We start from the raw sequence: 18,991 nt of genomic DNA, 5'->3' as shown, positions 1-18,991 counted from the left end.
GCACCCCATGAAGGAGTGCGGCGCCAGCGCTCACCCGGCTGCCGCCGGGTGGCCAGAGCTTACTTGGCGGCCAGAGCGGCGGCCTGCTTGGCGATCGCCGACTTGCGGTTGGCGGCCTGGTTCTTGTGGATGACGCCCTTGCTGACGGCCTTGTCGAGCTGGCGGGCGGCGACGCGCTGCAGCGCCGCGGCCTGCTCGACGTCGCCCTGCTCGGCGGCCTCGCGGAACTTGCGGACGGCCGTCTTCAGAGAGGACTTGACCGCCTTGTTGCGCAGACGCGCCTTCTCGTTCTGCTTGTTGCGCTTGATCTGGGACTTGATGTTCGCCACGAAGAAGCCTCGGTGAAAGTCTAAGGATGGATGGGGCGCGCGGGCTCGATGAGAGGGCGCGCCACACGCAAGTGAACAGGGTACCAATAACCCAGGTGGCTGCTCAAATCAACGCCCCGGGTGTTCTCAGTTTAGGCCAGCCAGCGGGTCATGTACTCCTTCCAGTCCTCTTCGGTGGCGGCGAAATCGACGTACAGGGCCAGGCCGAAGCGCTCGCGGCGGCCGTGGTCGGACAGCGCCAGCCGGGCGCCCTCGGCGGCCATCGCCACGCTCTCGGCGGCGTCCAGCCAGGGCAGGCCGTGGTCGTGGTAGGCGGGGGCGCCGACGAACAGGGACTTGCCGTCCGGTACGAGGTCGAGGGCGAGCGCGGCCTGCCTGGCCACGTAGCCGCCGTAGAGGGACTGCGCGGGGGCGCCCGAGTCGTACGTCATGATGGCGACCTGGTCCACCCGGTTCACGACCTCCTGGAAGTAGCCCTGCGACCAGTACTTGTCGTGGCCCAGGACGAGCCTGCCCGCCGGGCGCATGAGGGGATAGGGCTCGATCTGCGGGGACGAGGTGGACAGCAGCTTCGTGTACGTCCTCGTCCGGTCCAGCAGGTCGAGGAACTCGTCGTCGCCGTCGCCGATCGGCTCGAAGTTGTAGTGGATGCCGTCGTAGCCCGCCTTCATGACGGCGGCCACGCCGGCCAGGACGTTCGCGCGGGACCGGGCGTCGTCGAGGTCGAGGCCGTTCTTGACGGACTGGCCCAGCCAGGCGGAGACGCGGACGCCGGGCAGGTGCCGATGCATCCATGTCACGAAATCTGCGGCCTTGGGGTGCTTGGCGAGGTCAAGGCGGCCGTCCCACTCGAACGGGCCGGAATGGACGTACACGTCCTTGATGCCGGTGGTGCGAAGACGTACGGCCAATTGCTCCACATCCCGCTCCGTACGGCGACCGTCGACCCAGGCGTGGCCGAGCCAGAGGGCGTCGTTGCCGGTGCTCTTCGCCCAGGCCGCCGGGGCACCGGTAAACTGGAGACGGAGCGCGACGGCGAGCAGGCCGGCCAGCGCCACCACGACGGCCACGGCCAGCGCGACCAGGCGCAGGCCGCGGCGGATGACGGTCCGGATAATCATCTGGGCATGTCACCATGAAAGACGCTTGACCTCAACCCTGTCGAAACGGACTTCGGTGCGCACTCAGCCTGGCCAGACCGACCCCGCGTTGATCCGCAACTTCTGCATCATCGCGCACATCGACCACGGCAAGTCGACCCTTGCCGACCGGATGTTGCAGATCACCGGCGTGGTCGACGAACGCTCCATGCGCGCCCAGTACCTCGACCGGATGGACATCGAGCGCGAGCGCGGCATCACGATCAAGTCGCAGGCCGTGCGGCTGCCCTGGGACGGCCACGTCCTCAACATGATCGACACCCCCGGGCACGTCGACTTCACCTACGAGGTGTCCCGGTCGCTGCAGGCGTGCGAGGGCGCGATCCTGCTGGTCGACGCCGCGCAGGGCATCGAGGCGCAGACCCTGGCCAACCTCTACCTGGCCATGAACGCCGACCTGCACATCATCCCGGTGCTCAACAAGATCGACCTGCCCGCGGCCCAGCCGGAGAAGTTCGCCGAGGAGCTGGCCGGCCTGATCGGCTGCGACCCCTCCGACGTGCTCAAGGTGTCGGGCAAGACCGGCGTGGGCGTGCGCGAGCTGCTCGACCACGTGGTGGCGACCGTCCCGGCGCCCGTGGGCCAGGCCGATGCCGCCGCGCGGGCGCTCATCTTCGACTCCGTCTACGACACCTACCGCGGCGTCGTGACGTACGTCAGGGTCATCGACGGCCATCTGAGCAAGCGCGAGCGCATCCTCATGATGTCCACCAACGCCACCCACGAGACGCTGGAGATCGGCGTCATCTCGCCCGAGCCCAAGCCCGCCGAGCGCGGCCTCGGCGTCGGCGAGGTGGGCTACCTGATCACCGGCGTGAAGGACGTGCGCCAGTCGCGCGTGGGTGACACCGTCACCTCCTCGGTCAAGCCCGCCAAGGAGATGCTGGCCGGCTACGAGCACCCCAAGCCGATGGTGTTCTCCGGGCTCTACCCGATCGACGGCGACGAGTACCCCGAGCTGCGCGAGGCGCTCGACAAGCTGCAGCTCAACGACGCCGCGCTGATCTACGAGCCGGAGACCTCGGCGGCGCTCGGCTTCGGCTTCCGCGTCGGCTTCCTCGGCCTGCTGCACATGGAGATCGTGCGCGAGCGCCTGGAGCGCGAGTTCGGCCTGTCGCTGATCTCCACCGCTCCCAACGTGGTCTACCGCGTGGTCATGGAGGACGGCAAGGAGCTCACGGTCACCAACCCGTCCGAGTTCCCGACGGGCGGCAAGATCGCGCAGGTCTTCGAGCCGGTCACCAAGTCCACGATCCTGGCGCCGGCCGAGTTCATCGGCGCGATCATGGAGATCTGCCAGGGGCGGCGCGGCCAGCTCCTCGGCATGGACTACCTGTCCGAGGACCGCGTCGAGATCCGCTACACGCTGCCGCTCGGCGAGATCATCTTCGACTTCTTCGACCAGCTCAAGTCGCGCACCCGCGGCTACGCCTCGCTCGACTACGAGCCCGCCGGCGAGCAGGAGGCCGAGCTGGTCAAGGTCGACATCCTGCTGCAGGGCGAGGCCGTCGACGCCTTCAGCGCCATCGTCCACAAGGACAAGGCCTACTCCTACGGCGTCGACATGGCCAAGAAGCTGCGCGAGCTGATCCCGCGGCAGCAGTTCGAGGTGCCGATCCAGGCCGCCATCGGCGCCCGGGTCATCGCCCGCGAGAACATCCGGGCCATCCGCAAGGACGTCCTGGCCAAGTGCTACGGCGGTGACATCTCCCGTAAGCGCAAGCTGCTGGAGAAGCAGAAGGAAGGCAAGAAGCGGATGAAGATGGTCGGCCGCGTCGAGGTGCCCCAGGAGGCCTTCGTCGCCGCGCTGTCCACCGACTCCAGCGCCGCCGACAAGACCAAGAAGTAGCCGCTACAGACCCAGCACGGCGGGCGTTCGCGCGAGCGCCCGCCAGTGCCGGCCCGGGTCGGGGAGCAGGCGGCGGGCCCGCAGGTCCATCAGCCCGCCGACGCCGGTCAGCTCGGCGGCCAGCTCGCCGTCCGCGCCCCTGAACTCCTGCCTGATCCTGAACGTCTTGCCCTCGCCCCACTCGAACGCGCAGGTCACCTCCACCTCGTCGCCGGCGCGCAGCTCGCGGTGGAAGCGGATGGTGTTCTCCAGCGTCACCGGGCCGACGCCGGCCTCCCGCAGGTCGTCGATCGAGATGCCGGCCGCGCGCAGGCACTCCCAGCGGGCGTGGTCGCCGTACTGGTGGTAGACCACGTTGTTGAGGTGGCCCTGGGTGTCGAGCTCGTAGCCGCGTACGGCGATGCGTACCGAGAAGGTCATGATCGTTCCTCCAGCCAGGCGTGCGATTTGGCGGTGAGGTAGCGCAGGCCGTCGTCGCCGAGCTCCACCCAGTCGCCGCGGGCCCAGCCGCCGGTGGTCTGGGGGGCGAAGCCGTGCCGCTGGAACAGCGCCGACGCCTCCTTCTGGGTGAGGCCGCGGCGGCCCCACTCGGCGATGACCCGGGCCGTGCGCTCGGCCTCGCCCAGCTCCTCCTCGCCGAGCGCGGCGGCCAGCTCCTCCAGGCCGCGCGCCATCAGGCGCAGCGAGGCCTGCACGCGGGCGATGTCCATCGGTGCTCCTCAATCGCTATCCGATTGCTACCGATAGCTTAGCGATGGAAGCGGCTACCCTGAAAGGGTGGAAGTGGTGCGTACGGAACGAATGGTCCTCTCCCGGATCCGCCCGGAGGACCTCGAAGCCGTGCACGAGATCCACTCCGACCCGCGGACGAACGTCTACAGCTCCGCCGGGCCCACCGTCGACCTGGAGGCCAGCCGGGCCATGCTCGACCTGTGGCTGGCCGACTGGGCCGAACGGGGGATCGGCTACTGGGCCGCCCGGCTGACCGAGGGGGCGCAGGTGCTGGGCATCGGCGGCCTGCGGCACGCGGCCCTGGACGGCGAGGACGTGCTCCACCTGTACTACCGTTTCCGCCCCACGGCCTGGGGCCACGGGTACGCGGTCGAGCTCGCCAGGGCGGCCCTGCGCGTCGGGCGCGACCTGGGCACCGTGGTGGCCGTGATCGGGGACGACAACGAGCCGTCCCGCCGGGTGGCGGAGAAGGCGGGCCTGCGCAGGGAGCGCACGATCCCGTACGGCGGCGTGCCGAGCGACCTCTACGTCGCCTGACCCCTCAGAGGCGGGAACGCCGCCCCGGACGGGGCATCACCAGGACGCCCGCCAGCGCCGCCAGGCCCGCCACCGCCTGGGCCGCCAGGAACGCGCCCGGCGCGGCAGGCCCGCTGGCCAGCGCGACCACGGCGGGCAGGCAGCCGAGCAGCGCCAGGTCGGCGCCCGTCGCCGCCCACAACACCGGGCCGGTCGGAACCGCGCCGCCGGGGGTGTCGATGACCGGCATCGAATGGTCGACCGGCCCCCTCCTGGCCATCCGCAGCGCGCCGGCCGCGAGCGCGGGCCCGGTGAGCAGCCCGAACAACCACGTACCGGACGGCAGGCCGCCCACCGCCACGACCCCGGCCAGAGCCAGGGCCGCCCACACGCCGCCCAGCAGGCCGGGCAGCAGCGCCCGCGCCCCCAGCGCCGGACGCCGGCCCACGCCGGTCAGCCGGGCCAGGGCGGGGTTGTCGGCGTCCCGGCGCGCGCCGGACGTGCCGGACGCCGCCACCGCCAGCGCCCCGCCGAGCACGACCAGCCCGAGAGCCGCCGGAGCGGCGCCCGCCTGGGCGAACACGGCGGGCAACGCCGCGCTCGCGGCCGTGGCCGCCAGCCGCCAGGGCCGGCGGCCGAGCCGCACCCAGTCCTGCCAGGCCAGCGCGAGCGGCGCGGGCAGCCCCGGCCACGGCCGTGAGGCGAGCTTCCTGGCCCGCCAGTGGTTGTCCTCGGCGATCCAGCTCAGCGCGCCGGGATCGAGGGTGACGGCGGCGCTGGTGACGTGCCCGGCGCGGGTGGAGGCGGTCAGCAGCAGGCGGGTGGGGATGGCGGCCAGCGAGCCCCACGCCCGGCGGGCCAGGACGGCGGCGAGCGCGGCCATGGCCGACGCCGTGGCGGTGAGCGCGGGCAGGGGGCGCTCGCGGCGGCCGCGAGCGCCGTACGGGCCTGGCCGCTGACGGCGACCACGGCCAGCACCAGGAGCGCGACCAGCACGCCGGTCAGCCAGAGGTTCCAGGCCGGGGAGGACTGGGCGAGCATCGCCAGCGCCATGCCCGCCACGCTCGCCGCCGTCGCCAGCGCCAGCGCGGCCAGCAGCCGCCACACCAGCGCGCCGGGCGCGCCGAGCGCGGCCAGCAGCCCGAGCCCGAGCAGCAGCCCCGCCACCAGCGCGACGAACATGAGCACCCGCCCGGTACGCCCGAGCAGCCGCCGCCGGTCCAGCGGCGAGGTCAGCAACCAGGACGCCTCGGCCGCGGGCACCATCACCGGCCCGGCCACCCGAGCCAGCGCCAGGCAGCCCGCGAACCCCAGCAGCACCAGGGCGACGCCCGCGCCCATCCGCCCCGGCTCGACCGTCCCGCCCAGGCCGGACACCACCGACGACAGCGGCTGCCCGACGACGGCGAGCAGCATGCACAGGCCGAACAGGCTGACGTAACGATCGACCAGCCCGGCGGGGGCCCGCCCGCGCGCCCGGACGAACGCCCGCACCGACCGCACGCTCACCTCGCCCGCGCTCACCGCCCGGCCGCCTTCCCCGCCAGGCCGGTCTCCCGGGCGACGGCGTCGTGGCCGCTCATGCGGGCACCCCCGCGGGGAGACCCGGCGGGCGGCGCCCGCGAGGGTCTGGTCGTGGGTGGCCATCACCACGGTGCCGCCCTCGTCGGCGTACTCCTCCAGGAGTTCGCCGAGCCGGACGCGGAAGGCCGCGTCGAGGCCGCGTTCGGGCTCGTCGAGCAGCAGCAGCGTGCTCGGCCTGAGCAGCGTGGCGGCCAGGCAGAGGCGCTGGCGCTGGCCGGTGGACAGGTTGAGCGGCGGCGCGTCGGCCCGTTCGGTCAGCGCGAACTCCGCCAGCGCCGAATCCACCGTCATGCGGGCCTCGGCGTACACGGCTCCCATGAGCTCCAGGTGCTCGCGTGCCGTGAGCCCCGGGTACCAGGCGGGCTCGTCGCCGAGCAGCGCCACCGCGCGCCAGAAGGGCGCGTCGTCGGCGGGCTCGGCGCCGAACACGCGGACCCCGCCGGAGGTGGCGGGCTGGAGGCCGGCCAGGCAGCGCAGCAACGTGGACTTGCCCGAGCCGTTGGGCCCGACGACCGCCACGACCTCACCCGGCTCGACGGCCAGGTCGAGCCCCCGGAGCACCGGATTGCCCCCGAGCTCGACGGACAGGTCCGTGACTTCGATGATCAAACCGCTCACCGTTCGAGCGTAGCCACCCCGCCGGCCGTCCGCGTGACCGGCCTGCGGGGCCTTTCCGCGGCCTCGCCGAGGGCGGGAGAGCCGATTCTGTCGGTGCCGGTCGCTACCTTTGCTGTTCCCGAACACCAGTGCTACTGGAGGGTGACGTGATTGCTTCTGAGCGATTCGAGCGTGCCGCTGTGCTGGGGGTGGCCGTGGCGGAGGAGACCCGGCGGCTGCTGCGGCTTCACCTGAGACCCGCCGAGGTGGGCGGCGACGGCAGGGTGGTGGTCGACGTGCCCTATCCCGACGCGGCGGTGGTGGCGGCGCTGCTCGACGTCGCGGCCGAGTGCTTCGGCGAACGCGGCGGCTCGGTCGAGGAGACCAGGCAGGCGGCCCTGGAGACCCTGTTACAACTGGCCGAGTTCGACGCCGACTCCCAGCTCGCCCAGGTGGTGCCGGAGCCGGGCGACAGGCGCGGGTGACGGCTCGGCGAACAGGCCAAATGGGCACATATTCGTTCTTCTGCGTCGATGGGCTGAGAAAAGCGGAAAAATCGGTGCGTCACGTGCCTGTCCGTCCGCTACCGTCGCGGCATGCGCATCCTCTCCGTCAACGTCGGGCTGTCGTCCGATGCGGAATGGGCCGGCAAGCTCGGCCGTACGGCGATCGACAAGCGGGCCGTGCCCCACCGGGTGGCGGTGCTGCGCAACGGCCTGGCCGGCGACGAGCGGGCCGACAGGCCCAACCACGGCGCCCCCACCCACGCCGTCTACGCCTACGCCCGCGAAGACTACGACTGGTGGCAGGGCGAGCTCGGCCGCGACCTGCGCGACGGCCGTTTCGGGGAGAACCTGACCACCGCCGGCCTCGACGTCAACGATGCCCTGGTGGGCGAGCGGTGGCGCGTCGGCAGCGCCCTGCTGGAGGTGACCGGCCCGCGCATCCCCTGCGTGGTGTTCCGCAACTGGATGGACGAGCCGGGCTGGCTCAAGCGCTTCACCCGCGCCGCGCGGCCGGGCGCCTACCTGGCCGTGGTGGAGCTGGGCGAGCTGGGCGCGGGCGACGAGGTGGAGATCGTCTCGCGCCCGGAGACCGGCATGACCGTGGCGGACGCCTTCCGCGCCCGCCACGGCGACACCGACGCGCTGGCCCGGGTGCTCGCGGTCCCCGGCCACGACCCGGAGTGGGACGAGATGGCCGCGCGGGCCGGCCGGGCGGGCGGCTAGAGACCGTCCACCCGGCCGGGCGCCCGTCTAGCGCAGGACGGAGTACAGGGCCGAGGTGAGGGAGGCGCGGGCGTCGTCCTGGTCGATCGACCACATCATCGAGCCGCCCAGCCCCTTGAGCCGGATGTAGGCCGCCTTCTGCAGCAGCGACGCCGGGTCGTCGTAGGACCAGAACTCGTTGCCGTCGTACAGCCACATCGCGCCGGTGCGCAGGTCCCGGTAGCGCTTGCCGGGCTTGGCCGCCAGGTCCTTGTAGTCCTCGCTGCCCGGCCCCCACTTGCCGGCTGCCGGTCCGGTCGCGGGCTGCCAGAGGCCGTCGCCGCCGCCGGTCACGCCGGTCCAGCCCTGCCCGTACGCGGGCACGCCCACGACGATCTTGCGGCCGGGCGCGCCGCGCGACAGGTAGTCGCGGACGGTCTGGTCCACGCTGTACCTGACGGGGTTGGGGTCGCGGCGGTCGTTGAACAGGTTCCCGTTGTGCCCGGTCCGCGATTCCCACGTGCCGTGCAGGTCGTACCCCTGGACGGTGGCGAAGTCGAGCGAGCGGAACACGCGGCGCACCTCGAACCCGGCGTCGATCTTCGCGGCGGCGGCCGGGAGGAAGGCCGTGAGCTGGGAGCTCGCCGAGAAGGCCCGGAGCTGGGCGCGCAGTTCCTCGACGAAGAGGGTGAAGTTCCGCCGGTCCTCGGGCCTGATCACGTTCCCGTCGTTGCCCGCCGAGCCCGGCCACTCCCAGTCCAGGTCGACGCCGTCGAACACGCCGGCGCCCGCGCCCGGCTCGAGGCCCGGCAGGTTGCCGCGCAGCCACAGGTCGACGCACGACCGGGCCAGCGCGGACCGCGACTCGGCGGTGAGCACCGCGTCGGAGAAGTACTTGGACCCGGTCCAGCCGCCGAGCGAGATCAGCACCTTGAGGCCGGGGTGCTTGGCCTTGAGCTTGCGCAGCTGGTTGAGGTTGCCGTTGAGCGCCTGGCCCGGCTGGTCGGCGACGCCGTCCACGCTCTGCTCGGCCGGCACCGGGCGCTGCCAGTCGGCCCAGGGGTCGGCCGAGTAGCAGGAGCCCTCGGCGTTGACGAAGCCGAAGGCGTAGTTGAGGTGGGTGAGCTTGGCGGCGGCGCCGCTGGTATCCACGTCCTTGACGTGGTAGTTGCGCCCGTACACGCCCCACTGGATGAAGTAGGCGACCCGCTTGAATCCGGGATGGGCCTCGGCGGGCGCGGACACCGCCGTGAGCCCGAGTAAGAGCGAGAGTGCGAGGAGGATCTTCTTCACGGGCGCTCCTGGGGGTGAACTTATAAGAAACTTTCCTATAAGTTGACGCGATCGTAGAACCGTCACCCCGTGCCGTCAACGACGCGCGCCACCTCCTCGGCGCTGGAGAACAGCCGCCACGCGCGCGCCGGGTCGCCGAACAGCGACAGCACCAGATCGGCCACCTCCTGCCTGGTCGCGGCGGCGGCGAGCAGGGTCAGGACGTGCTCCGCCGGAGGCCGCAGGAAGGCGTTCGTCCACGCGACGACCGGCTCGGCCGCCACCCACATGCGCCGGGCCGTCTCCCGCGCGAACGCCGCGTCGTACGGCCCGCCCGCCGCGACGGCGTCGGCCGCGATCCAGGCGCAGGCCGAGCCCAGGTTCGCGCCCTGCCCGGTGATCGGGTCGTTGGTGACCCAGGCGTCGCCGATCGCCAGCGCCACGCCGCCGCCGGGCAACTCGGCCACCGCCTCGCGCACCACCGGCGTGATCGCGCCCTGCAGCAGGTCCTCCGGCCCGAGCAGCTCGAACGCGGCCGGATCGAGCTGCTCGGCCAGGCGCGGCGCGTGCTCGGGCAGCAGGGCGAGCAGCGTCTTGCAGAACTCGTCGGCGGGCACCCGGGCCAGCACGTCGAGCGGCCCGCCGGGGATCGCCTCGACCAGGACGCCGCCCCGCACGCCCGACCGCGTCATCATCGCCATGCACAGGATCTCGCCGCAGTCGGGCGAGATGTTGAAACCGAAGGCCGGCCCCGGATCGAACCCGTGGAACAGCCCGGCGGCCAGGATCCGCTGCGGCGCCTCGTACGGAGACCACGCCGGAACGCGCGGGAACAGCTCGCGCACCGAGCGCCGCCCGGTGGCCACCACCATCAGCTCGTGCCCTCGGGACCAGCGGGCGACCTGGCCGGCGTCCGGCGGGAGGGGATCGACGACCAGGTGGCCGCCCCTGCTCGTGTAGTCGTCCATGAGCGCAGGCAGCAGCACCCGGAAGTCGACCCCGTGGAACGGCTCCGTCACGCGGCCGGTGAACTCCAGCGGCGGATCGCCCTTGATCGAGAGGCTGCCGCTGACCAGCAGGCAGCCCGGGTCGAGGAAGTGCAGGCTGCCCAGCTCCCGCTCGCGGTCCTGCGCGCGGCCCATCCTGCCGACCGTGTTCGGCAGCCGCCCACGGCCCAGGTCGGCCGCGTCGCCCTCGCTGTAGAGCGTGGTCGCGACGCCGAGCTGCTGGAGTCGCAGGGCCAGCGTCAGCCCGGAGATCCCCGCGCCCACGATTCCGACGCCCGTCATGTGCCGCCTCCTTCGATGGCTCGGAGCACACCCGTGAGCAGGCACACTGGATGACGTGCCATCCACCCTGCCCGACGGCGATCCGGCGCCCGCCTCCGGCGAGCTGCCCGACAGCGCGCTGCGCGGGCTCGGCGAGCGCCCGTTCGGCTTCTACGTGCACGTGCCCTTCTGCGTCACCCGCTGCGGCTACTGCGATTTCAACACCTACACCGCCGCCGAGCTAGGGCCCGGCGCCTCCCATCGCGACTACGCCGACACGGTCGTGGCGGAGGTGCGCCTGGCCCGGCGCGTGCTCGGCGACGCCGACCTGCCCGTGGAGACGGTGTTCTTCGGCGGCGGCACGCCCACGCTGCTGCCTCCCGAGGACCTGGCGCGCGTCCTGGCCGCCATCGACGCCGAGTTCGGGCTGCGGCCGGGGGCGGAGGTCACCACCGAGGCCAACCCCGAGTCCGTCGACCCCGCCTACCTCGACAAACTCCGCCAGGGCGGCTTCAACCGGGTCAGCTTCGGCATGCAGAGCGCGCGTGAGCACGTGCTGCAGGTGCTCGACCGCAGGCACACGCCGGGCCGTCCGGCACGGGCCGTCAAGGAGGCGCGGGCGGCCGGGTTCGAGCACGTCAACCTCGACCTGATCTACAGCACGCCGGGGGAGTCCGACGACGACTGGCGGGCCTCGCTGGCCGCCGCGATCGAGGCCGGGCCCGACCACGTGTCGGCGTACTCGCTGATCGTGGAGGAGGGCACCAGGCTCGCGGCCCGGATCCGGCGCGGCGAGCTGCCGATGCCCGACGACGACGTCGCCGCCGACCGCTACCTGATCGCCGAGAAGATGCTGACCGAGGCCGGTTTCGGCTGGTACGAGGTGTCCAACTGGGCGACCTCCGAGCAGGCCCGCTGCCGGCACAACCTGCTCTACTGGACCGGCGGCGACTGGTGGGCCGCCGGCCCCGGCGCCCACAGCCACGTCGGCGGCACCCGCTGGTGGAACGTCAAGCACCCGGCCGCCTACGCCCAGCGCCCGGCGGCGGGCACCTCGCCCGCGCACGCGCGCGAGGTGCTCACCGACGACGACCGGGCCGCCGAGCGGCTGATGCTGGAGCTGCGGCTGGTCTCCGGCTACCCGCTCGCCGAGGTCGCCCCCGGCGCGCGCACGTCCGTGGCCAGCGCGCTGGCGCGCGGGCTGCTGGAGCCCGAGCCGTTCAGGGCGGGCCGGATGGTGCTCACCCTCAAGGGGCGGCTGCTGGCCGACGCCCTGATCACCGAGCTCATGTGATCAGGCGGATGGCGAACGGATAGCGGTAGTTCTCGCCCCGGTTGGTGGCTATGGCCGCCTGCACGTGGAAGATCAGCGACACGATCCACACGATCGGGAACAGCAGCAGGCCGACCAGCACGATCGTCAGCACGGTCGCCACCAGGTAGCCGATGAACATGGTGATCTGGAAGTTCAGGGCCTCGGCGGCCTGGTCCCTGACGTAGGGGGACTCGTCCTTCTTCATCAGGTAGATGATCAGCGGGCCGATCCAGGAGACCAGCAGGCCCAGCAGGTGGGAGAGCATGGCCATCGTGGTGTCGTCGCTGCCGCGGCGCGGGCCGAACCGGCCGGGCACGTACGGCCCGGCGGGGTAGCCGTAGCCCGGCTGCTGCCCGTAGCCCGGGGCCTGGCCATGGCCGGGGGCTGGCCGTAGCCCGGCGGCGGGGGCACGTAACGGGGCGGCGAGGGCATGGGACCGGGGTGCGGACCGGGGCCGCTCGGCGGCTGCCGCCCGTAGTCGGGCTGGGAGCCCGGCTGCTGGCCGTAGCCGAGCTGTGGGCCCGAGCCCTGGCCGCGGGGTACGTCGGAAGGCGGGACGTAAGGGGTGGAGTCGTCGGCGGGCGGCGGCGGGTCCTGGCTCATGATGCCTCCGTAACGAAGTCGATCAGTTCCTCGACCCGGCCGAGCAGCTCCGGCTCCAGGTCGGTGTAGGACGAGACGGCGCCCAGAATGCGCCGCCAGGCGTCCGCTGGCTCCATGCGCCAGCCCAGTGCGGCGAGCACGCCCTCCTTCCACGGCACCCCGCGCGGCACGTCGGGCCACCCCGGGATGCGCAGCACGGACGGTTTGACCGCCTGCCAGATGTCGATGTACGGATGACCCACGACGAGCACGTGCGGCGAGGTGATCCGGGCCGCGATCCGGCTCTCCTTCGACCCCGGCACCAGGTGGTCGACCAGCACGCCCAGCCTGCGGCCCGGCTCGGGGGCGAACTCGGCCACGATGGCGGGCAGGTCGTCGACGCCCTCCAGGTACTCGACCACGACCCCCTCGACGCGCAGGTCGTGGCCCCAGATCTTCTCCACGAGCGCGGCGTCGTGCACGCCCTCGACGTAGATCCGGCTCTCCTTGGCGACCCGGGCCCGCAGCCCCTCCACGGCGATGGACCCGGACGCGCTGCGCCTGGGCCCCGCCGGGGCCGCGGCCGCCGGGCGCACCAGCGTCACGGCCCTGCCCTCCAGCAGGAACGCGGCCGGCGCCAGCGGGAACAGGCGGCGTTTGCCGAACCGGTCCTCAAGGGTGACGGCCTCCTTGTCACAGGCCACCACGGCGCCGCAGAAGCCGCTGTCGGCGTCCTCCACGACCAGGTCGAGTTCGGCGGGTACCTTCGGGATCTTGCCCTTGCCCGGCCGCCGCCAATTGCCCGCCAGCACATCACCCTCGTACACACGGGGACCGTAGCAAATCACCCGCTGACCGCAAGGCGCTTACGCGCGCCGCTGCGCCGTACGAGGATGACGACGGTGCCGATGATGCCGATGAGCAGGCCGGCGCCGGGGAACAGGAACAGGGCCGCGACCCCGCCGAACATGCCGCCCGCCGCGGAGAGCAGGTCACGGCCCACGCCGAAGCGGGCCGACGACTCCTCCTGCGTGGCGCAGGTCAGCTGGTAGTCGCCCTTGGCGGGGGCGTTGACGGCGAGGATCTGCTGCCAGGTGGTCCCGCCGGCGCTGAGCGTCTGGGTGCCGGAGACCTTGACCAGCCTGGCCTGGGCCGGGCCGCCGGAGATCTCGCACTGGTAGTTGACCCGCGTGTCGGTGGCGATGTAGACGGCCGGGCGCTTGGCGGGGTCGATCGCGACCTTCACGCTTTCGCCCGCCGCGAACGTGGTCGTCGGGGCCGTGTCCGTGACGCTGCTCAGCACGCCGCCGGCGAACACGACCACGCCCACGACGCCCAGCACGACGGCGACGGCCCACACGACGGCGATCCACCACAGGCGCGGCTTGATCGCCTTGCCGTCGATCCTGGCCGGGAACTGCGGCTGCCGGCCGTACTGGTTGTGGGCGCCGTACTGGTCGGGCTGGGCGTACTGGTCAGGCTGGGCGTATTGGTTCTGCTGGCCGTACCCGGGCGGGGGGCCGTACTGGGCGGGCGGCTGTTGTTGCTGGTAGGGCGGCTGGCCGTACTGCTGGGGCTGGTACGGCTGCTGACCGTACTGGTTCGGCTGACCGTAGTAGGGACCCTGCCCCTGGGGCGGTCCGTACTGCGGGGGCTGGGAATTGTCGGTCATGCGGCAAGTGTGAGGCCTGTCGCTTGTAAGTCGCTAGCAACAGGATGGGACCTGGTGTTATCGCACCTTGTGGGCGAGAGCCGTACACTTGGCACTCGGGAACACGGAGTGCTAGACCTGTCGTTTCCCTGTTAGGCAGAGGCAGGAGGTGAGCACGTGCTCGACGATCGGAAGCTTGCGGTGCTCCGCGCCATTGTCGAAGACTACGTGTCCACCAACGAACCGGTGGGCTCCAAGGCGCTGGCGGAGCGCCACAACCTCAAGGTCTCCCCGGCAACGGTCAGGAACGACATGGCCGCTCTGGAGGAGGAGGGCTACATCACCCAGCCGCACACCAGCGCGGGCCGCGTGCCGACGGACAAGGGCTACCGCCTGTTCGTCGACCGGCTCTCGCAGGTCAAGCCCCTGTCGGGGGCCGAGCGGCGGGCGATCGAGACCTTCCTCGCCGGCGCGGTCGACCTCGACGACGTGGTCTTCCGCACCGTGCGGCTGCTCGCGCAGCTCACCAGGCAGGTCGCGGTCGTGCAGTACCCGACGCTGACCCGTTCCACGGTCAGGCACGTCGAGCTGGTCCCGCTCAACGACCGGCGGGTCATGCTCGTGCTGATCACCAACACCGGGCGCGTCGAGCAGCGCGTGATCGAGCTGCCCGAGGTGGTGGAGGACGACCGCATCGCCCATCTGCGCGCGGTGCTCAACTCCTGCCTCGACGGCTGCGGGCTGGGCAACGTCCCCGAGCTGGTCGCCGACCTGCCCGAGCGGCTGCCCGCCGAGGATCGGCCCGCCGTGGCCACGATCCTGTCGGTGCTGCTCGAAACCCTCGTCGAACGCCATGACGAGAAGATCGTGTTCGCCGGCGCGGCCAATCTCGCGGGCGCCGACTTCGCCACCGGCCTGCGCGACGTGCTGGAGGCGCTGGAGGAGCAGGTCGTGCTCATGCGGTTGCTCGGCGAGACTTCCACAGACACCCCGTCCGCGCTCACCGTGCGCATCGGCTCGGAAAACCCCTACCTTCGCGGCACGTCCATCGTCGCAACCGGATACGGTTCTGGCGACAACCAACTGGCCCGGCTCGGCGTGCTGGGGCCCACGAGGATGGACTACCCCGTGACGATGGGCGCCGTACGCGCGGTGGCACGCTACGTCAGCCAGATCCTGGCTGCATCTTAAGAGGTCGATAAGTGGCAAACAGCGACTACTACGCCACCCTCGGGGTGCGCCGTGACGCCAGTCAGGACGAGATCAAGAAGGCCTACCGCCGCCTCGCCCGCGAGCTGCACCCCGACGTGAACCCCGATCCTGAGACCCAGGAGCGGTTCAAGGAGATCACGCAGGCCTACGAGGTGCTGTCCGACCCGAACAAGCGCCAGATGTACGACCTGGGCGGCGACCCCTTCGGCGGCGGCGCGGGTGCGGGCGCGGGCGCCGGTGGCTTCGGCGCGGGTTTCCCCTTCAGCGACATCATGGACGCCTTCTTCGGCACCGCGGGCGGCACCCGCGGGCCGCGCTCGCGCGCCAGGAGGGGCCGCAACGCCACCATCAGGGTCGAGCTCGACCTGCGCGAGACGGCGTTCGGCACCACCCGCGAGCTGGTCGTGGACACCGCCGTGCTGTGCGAGGTGTGCCACGGCGCCGGCGCGGCCCCCGGCACCCACCCCGACACCTGTGACATGTGCAGCGGGCGCGGCGAGATCTCCCAGGTCACCCGCTCGTTCCTGGGCCAGGTCATGACCTCGCGGCCGTGCCCCCAGTGCGGCGGCTTCGGCAGCATCATCCGCCACCCCTGCCAGGAGTGCTCGGGCGACGGCCGGGTGCGCACCCGCCGTACGATCAAGGTCCGCATCCCCGCGGGCGTCGAGGACGGCACCCACATCCAGCTCGCCGGCGAGGGCGAGGTCGGCCCCGGCGGCGGCCCGCCCGGAGACCTCTTCCTGGAGATCGTCGAGCGCGCGCACGAGATCTTCGAGCGGCGCGGCGACGACCTCCACTGCACGGTCCAGATCCCGATGACGGCCGCCGCGCTCGGCACGATCCTCGCCGTCGAGACGCTCGACGGCTCCGAGGAGATCGACGTGCGCCCCGGCACCCAGTCCGGCCAGGTCATCACCATGTACGGGCGCGGCGTGCAGCGGCTCAACGAGTCCGGCAGGGGCGACCTGCTCATCCACGTCAACGTCGAGACCCCGATGCGGCTCGACCAGACGCAGGAGGACCTGCTGCGCGAGCTGTCGAGGTTGCGTGGAGAGGAGCGGCCGCCGGGCAAGTTCGCCCCGGGCCAGCAGGGTTTTTTCTCCCGCCTGCGTGACGCCTTCAACGGCAGGTGACGATCACCCGTGACCGTCCCCGTGTTCCTCGCCGAGGACCTCGACGGCGCCGAGCTGACGCTCGACGGGCCTGAGGGGCGGCACGCGGCCTCCGTGCGGCGCCTGCGCGCCGGCGAGCGGGTCGACCTGACCAACGGCGCGGGCGACGTCGCCGAGTGCGTGGTGCGCGAGGTGTTCAAGGACGGCCTCGCGCTCGACGTGCTCGCCCGCTACACCGTCGAGCCGCCCGCGCGGCGGCTGGTGGTCGTCCAGGGGCTGCCCAAGGGCGACAGAGGCGAGCTGGCCGTCGAGATGATGACCGAGGTGGGGGTCGACGTGATCGTCCCCTGGGCCGCCTCGCGCAGCATCACGCAGTGGAAGGGCGACAAGATCGCCAAGGCGCTGGGCCGGTGGCGTTCCACGGCCCGCGAGGCCGGCAAGCAGGCACGCCGGTTCCACCTGCCCGAGGTGGCCGAGCTCGCCTCCACCGCCCAGGTCGAGGGGCTGCTGGCCGACGCGGCGCTGGGGCTCGTGCTGCACGAGGAGGCCGCCGAGCCGCTGTCGAAGGTGGCGCTGCCGCCCGGCGGCGACATCGTCGTCGTCGTGGGGCCCGAGGGCGGCGTCTCTGCGGAGGAGCTGCGCAGGTTCGCCGCGGCCGAGGCGGTGCCCGTGCTGCTCGGGCCCACCGTGCTGCGCACCTCCACGGCGGGGGTGGCGGCGGCGGCCGTGCTGCTCGCGCGTACCGGGCGCTGGTAGGCCCGGCTCAGGGCGCTCTCACGGCGTCGTGTGCGGCACGTCCACCAGCGGGCTGCTCAGGTCGCTCGGGCCGGTGGGCATGTCGTCCGGCGGGCACTCCTCGGAGGGGCACGACGTCGGCGCGTCGGTCGTCTCCGTCGGGGTCGGCGTGGGGGTCGGCGTGATCTCGGGGCACTCCTGGTCGCCGGTGGGCTCGCCGCTCGGGCAGGGCGTCGAGGACGGCGTCGGCGACGGCGTGGGCTGCCTGGTCGACCTGGCCGTCTCCGCGGGCCGGTGGGTCTCGCTGTGGCTCGGCGGCACGACCACCACGGGCGGGGGCTCGGCGCTGTGACTGTCGGGCCTGGGCGGCGTGGACAGCCTGGTGGAGGAGTTGCCGGGGGTGGTGGTCGAGTTGTCCACCACCTTGACGGGCGTCTCGAAGATCTGGGAGCGCAGCCCGGGAACGACCATCACGATCGTCCCCGCCACCAGCACGGCGCTGACCGCCGCCGCGCCCGCACGCCACCAGAACAGGTTACGGACGCCGCGCCGCTCGATGCGGGCGCGGATGATCTGCAGTCCTTCCGGCGAGGGCACGACCGCGTCCGCCTCTGCGCGGAGCGCACGGCGCAGGACGTCGCCGTACTCGTCGGGGGGCTGGGTCATGACATCTTCTCCAGGACGGACCGCAACGCGGCCATTCCACGGGCGGTGTGGCTCTTGACCGCGCCCTTGCTGATGCCCATGGCGTGGGCGATCTCAGCTTCGGACAGATCTCCGTAATAACGCAGAACCAGTGCTTCTCTCTGTCGGGTCGGCAGGGCGCGTAACGCCTCGATGACGGCGGAGCGTTCCAGCTCGCCGATCGCGCCGTTCTCGGCGCTCGGGGCGTCCGGCAGGCCCTTGGGTGCGTACTTCTCGACGACCGCGCGGTGACGCAGCACGGAACGGGACCGGTTGACGACAGACTGACGCAGGTAAGCGAGTGCTTTGTCGGGATCACGCAGTCTGCGCCAGGCGCCGTGAATGGCGACGAACGCGTCCTGCACGACTTCCTCGGCGGTTGCCATGTCACGCACCAGCAACACCGCGAGACGCACCAATGACCGGAAGTGCGCGCTGTAGAGCGCGGTCACGGCCATGTCGGCATCCCACCCGACCGGCACCGCCCCCATCGACCTGTCGGCCAGAAGGGTTTCGGTGGTCACATCAGTGGGACGCGCGGCCTTCCCAGAGGGTTTACTCTCTTCCGGTTCTGAAGGTTTCCCCGGTTCCTTAGGGTGCATTACCCAGTCGTGTTCCTCGCCAGGTGGCGCTCGCCCGACCCTGAATCATCTTTTTTGCTCTGAAGTGTCGCACACTCACCCTAACCGCGCGGATCTTCGGGCGCACGACACCACGGATTACCGATTCGCAACGGCCAGCCGAACGGTCGCTCTCGATAGGGTACTGCCGTGAGCGACTGCCTCTTCTGCAAAATCGTGGCCAAGGAAATTCCGGCCGACGTCGTCTACGAGAACGCCAGGGCGCTGGCGTTCCGCGACATCAATCCGCAGGCCCCGACGCACGTGCTGGTCATCCCGCGCGCGCACTACCCCGACGCGGCGTCTCTGGCCGCCGCCGACGACGGGCTCGCCGACGACGTGCTCAAGGCCGCGCACGCCGTCGCCGTCCAGGACGGCGTGGCCGAGGGGGGCTACCGGGTCGTCTTCAACACCGGCCCCGGCGCCGGCCAGACCGTCTTCCACGTGCACGCCCATGTTCTCGGAGGGCGTGACCTCACGTGGCCGCCCGGCTGATATTGACGCGAGCAATCAGCCTGGTGCCGGATACGATGGGCGGAGAAGAACACCGAACAGACCGGGAGGC

Annotated in this window: 22 protein-coding genes; 9 read left to right on the top strand and 13 right to left on the bottom strand. The window is 71.9% G+C overall.

The annotated features are described in order from the left end of the window. Positions 1 to 59 precede the first annotated feature (59 nt). Positions 60 to 329, bottom strand: coding sequence for a 30S ribosomal protein S20 (gene rpsT, locus ACNF49_RS46610; protein WP_106235424.1), 270 nt, complete (start codon positions 327 to 329; stop codon positions 60 to 62). A 131-nt stretch (positions 330 to 460) separates the two neighbouring features. Then, a complete protein-coding gene (locus ACNF49_RS46605) occupies positions 461 to 1,450 on the bottom strand; it encodes a glycoside hydrolase family 18 protein (protein ID WP_498703546.1) in 990 nt (329 codons plus the stop codon). A 55-nt stretch (positions 1,451 to 1,505) separates the two neighbouring features. Between ACNF49_RS46605 and lepA the strand changes: the two genes are divergently transcribed. Next, the gene (lepA, locus tag ACNF49_RS46600; protein WP_357985274.1) at positions 1,506 to 3,338 is read left to right on the top strand and encodes a translation elongation factor 4; all 1,833 of its coding nucleotides are present in this window, start codon (positions 1,506 to 1,508) and stop codon (positions 3,336 to 3,338) included. Between the two features lie 3 nt (positions 3,339 to 3,341). Here the strand turns inward: lepA and ACNF49_RS46595 are convergent, their stop codons facing one another. Together ACNF49_RS46595 and ACNF49_RS46590 are read right to left on the bottom strand one after the other, a co-directional pair. Further along, the gene (locus ACNF49_RS46595) at positions 3,342 to 3,758 is read right to left on the bottom strand and encodes an acyl-CoA thioesterase (protein WP_357985276.1); all 417 of its coding nucleotides are present in this window, start codon (positions 3,756 to 3,758) and stop codon (positions 3,342 to 3,344) included. Further along, positions 3,755 to 4,048 carry a hypothetical protein gene (locus tag ACNF49_RS46590; protein WP_352352454.1) on the bottom strand — a complete coding sequence of 98 codons (294 nt, stop codon included), beginning with the start codon at positions 4,046 to 4,048 and terminating at the stop codon, positions 3,755 to 3,757. Before ACNF49_RS46590 ends, ACNF49_RS46595 begins: the two co-directional genes overlap by 4 nt. Positions 4,049 to 4,124: 76 nt before the next feature. On the opposite strand from ACNF49_RS46590, the gene ACNF49_RS46585 reads away from it, so the two are divergent. Then, the gene (locus tag ACNF49_RS46585) at positions 4,125 to 4,607 is read left to right on the top strand and encodes a GNAT family N-acetyltransferase (RefSeq protein WP_482941728.1); all 483 of its coding nucleotides are present in this window, start codon (positions 4,125 to 4,127) and stop codon (positions 4,605 to 4,607) included. Positions 4,608 to 4,611: 4 nt separating this feature from the next. Here ACNF49_RS46585 and ACNF49_RS46580 read toward each other — a convergent pair whose 3' ends face one another. Further along, on the bottom strand, positions 4,612 to 5,469 hold the full coding sequence (locus tag ACNF49_RS46580; RefSeq protein ID WP_482941727.1) for a DUF6297 family protein: 858 nt from the start codon (positions 5,467 to 5,469) through the stop codon (positions 4,612 to 4,614). Continuing rightward, positions 5,394 to 6,788, bottom strand: coding sequence for a heme ABC exporter ATP-binding protein CcmA (ccmA, locus tag ACNF49_RS46575; protein ID WP_482941726.1), 1,395 nt, complete (start codon positions 6,786 to 6,788; stop codon positions 5,394 to 5,396). Before ccmA ends, ACNF49_RS46580 begins: the two co-directional genes overlap by 76 nt. 146 nt (positions 6,789 to 6,934) lie before the next feature. On the opposite strand from ccmA, the gene ACNF49_RS46570 reads away from it, so the two are divergent. Then, positions 6,935 to 7,252 carry a hypothetical protein gene (locus tag ACNF49_RS46570; protein ID WP_482941725.1) on the top strand — a complete coding sequence of 106 codons (318 nt, stop codon included), beginning with the start codon at positions 6,935 to 6,937 and terminating at the stop codon, positions 7,250 to 7,252. A 111-nt stretch (positions 7,253 to 7,363) separates the two neighbouring features. Beyond that, on the top strand, positions 7,364 to 7,996 hold the full coding sequence (locus ACNF49_RS46565) for an MOSC domain-containing protein (protein WP_482941724.1): 633 nt from the start codon (positions 7,364 to 7,366) through the stop codon (positions 7,994 to 7,996). Between the two features lie 27 nt (positions 7,997 to 8,023). On the opposite strand, the gene ACNF49_RS46560 is transcribed toward ACNF49_RS46565, so the two are convergent. Further along, complete coding sequence (locus tag ACNF49_RS46560) at positions 8,024 to 9,268, bottom strand: glycoside hydrolase family 18 protein (protein WP_482941723.1); 1,245 nt, start codon at positions 9,266 to 9,268, stop codon at positions 8,024 to 8,026. Between the two features lie 62 nt (positions 9,269 to 9,330). Beyond that, a complete protein-coding gene (locus tag ACNF49_RS46555; protein WP_482941722.1) occupies positions 9,331 to 10,536 on the bottom strand; it encodes a styrene monooxygenase/indole monooxygenase family protein in 1,206 nt (401 codons plus the stop codon). A 55-nt stretch (positions 10,537 to 10,591) separates the two neighbouring features. Between ACNF49_RS46555 and hemW the strand changes: the two genes are divergently transcribed. After that, the gene (gene hemW, locus ACNF49_RS46550; protein WP_482941721.1) at positions 10,592 to 11,809 is read left to right on the top strand and encodes a radical SAM family heme chaperone HemW; all 1,218 of its coding nucleotides are present in this window, start codon (positions 10,592 to 10,594) and stop codon (positions 11,807 to 11,809) included. On the opposite strand, the gene ACNF49_RS46545 is transcribed toward hemW, so the two are convergent. The 3 genes from ACNF49_RS46545 to ACNF49_RS46535 form a co-directional block, all read right to left on the bottom strand. Then, positions 11,802 to 12,146, bottom strand: a complete 345-nt coding sequence (locus ACNF49_RS46545) for a DUF4870 domain-containing protein (RefSeq protein WP_482941720.1) — start codon at positions 12,144 to 12,146, stop codon at positions 11,802 to 11,804. The genes hemW and ACNF49_RS46545 overlap by 8 nt on opposite strands. Before the next feature lie 283 nt (positions 12,147 to 12,429). Continuing rightward, the gene (locus ACNF49_RS46540) at positions 12,430 to 13,239 is read right to left on the bottom strand and encodes a DUF3097 domain-containing protein (RefSeq protein ID WP_357985309.1); all 810 of its coding nucleotides are present in this window, start codon (positions 13,237 to 13,239) and stop codon (positions 12,430 to 12,432) included. A gap of 17 nt (positions 13,240 to 13,256) precedes the next feature. Further along, entirely contained in the window at positions 13,257 to 14,084 is an 828-nt protein-coding gene (locus tag ACNF49_RS46535; protein ID WP_482941719.1) for a DUF456 domain-containing protein, read from the bottom strand. A 156-nt stretch (positions 14,085 to 14,240) separates the two neighbouring features. On the opposite strand from ACNF49_RS46535, the gene hrcA reads away from it, so the two are divergent. Genes hrcA through ACNF49_RS46520 form a run of 3 tightly spaced genes read left to right on the top strand, consistent with a single transcriptional unit; the run spans position 14,241 to position 17,143 of the window. Further along, the gene (gene hrcA / locus ACNF49_RS46530; protein ID WP_357985315.1) at positions 14,241 to 15,254 is read left to right on the top strand and encodes a heat-inducible transcriptional repressor HrcA; all 1,014 of its coding nucleotides are present in this window, start codon (positions 14,241 to 14,243) and stop codon (positions 15,252 to 15,254) included. Positions 15,255 to 15,265: 11 nt separating this feature from the next. Next, positions 15,266 to 16,408 carry a molecular chaperone DnaJ gene (gene dnaJ, locus ACNF49_RS46525; RefSeq protein ID WP_352352467.1) on the top strand — a complete coding sequence of 381 codons (1,143 nt, stop codon included), beginning with the start codon at positions 15,266 to 15,268 and terminating at the stop codon, positions 16,406 to 16,408. A gap of 9 nt (positions 16,409 to 16,417) precedes the next feature. After that, entirely contained in the window at positions 16,418 to 17,143 is a 726-nt protein-coding gene (locus ACNF49_RS46520; RefSeq protein ID WP_482941718.1) for a 16S rRNA (uracil(1498)-N(3))-methyltransferase, read from the top strand. Between the two features lie 18 nt (positions 17,144 to 17,161). Here ACNF49_RS46520 and ACNF49_RS46515 read toward each other — a convergent pair whose 3' ends face one another. Together ACNF49_RS46515 and ACNF49_RS46510 are read right to left on the bottom strand one after the other, a co-directional pair. Further along, positions 17,162 to 17,788: a hypothetical protein gene (locus ACNF49_RS46515; protein WP_482941717.1), complete on the bottom strand. Its 627-nt coding sequence runs from the start codon at positions 17,786 to 17,788 to the stop codon at positions 17,162 to 17,164. Then, complete coding sequence (locus tag ACNF49_RS46510) at positions 17,785 to 18,297, bottom strand: SigE family RNA polymerase sigma factor (protein WP_049573205.1); 513 nt, start codon at positions 18,295 to 18,297, stop codon at positions 17,785 to 17,787. The genes ACNF49_RS46515 and ACNF49_RS46510 overlap by 4 nt, the downstream gene beginning before the upstream one ends. Positions 18,298 to 18,576: 279 nt before the next feature. Between ACNF49_RS46510 and ACNF49_RS46505 the strand changes: the two genes are divergently transcribed. Next, complete coding sequence (locus ACNF49_RS46505; RefSeq protein WP_357985324.1) at positions 18,577 to 18,921, top strand: histidine triad nucleotide-binding protein; 345 nt, start codon at positions 18,577 to 18,579, stop codon at positions 18,919 to 18,921. The last annotated feature ends 70 nt before the right edge of the window (positions 18,922 to 18,991 follow it).

The sequence above is a fragment of the Actinomadura sp. ATCC 39365 genome (genome assembly GCF_054392275.1).
This window is presented reverse-complemented; position numbering and strand designations above follow the sequence as displayed.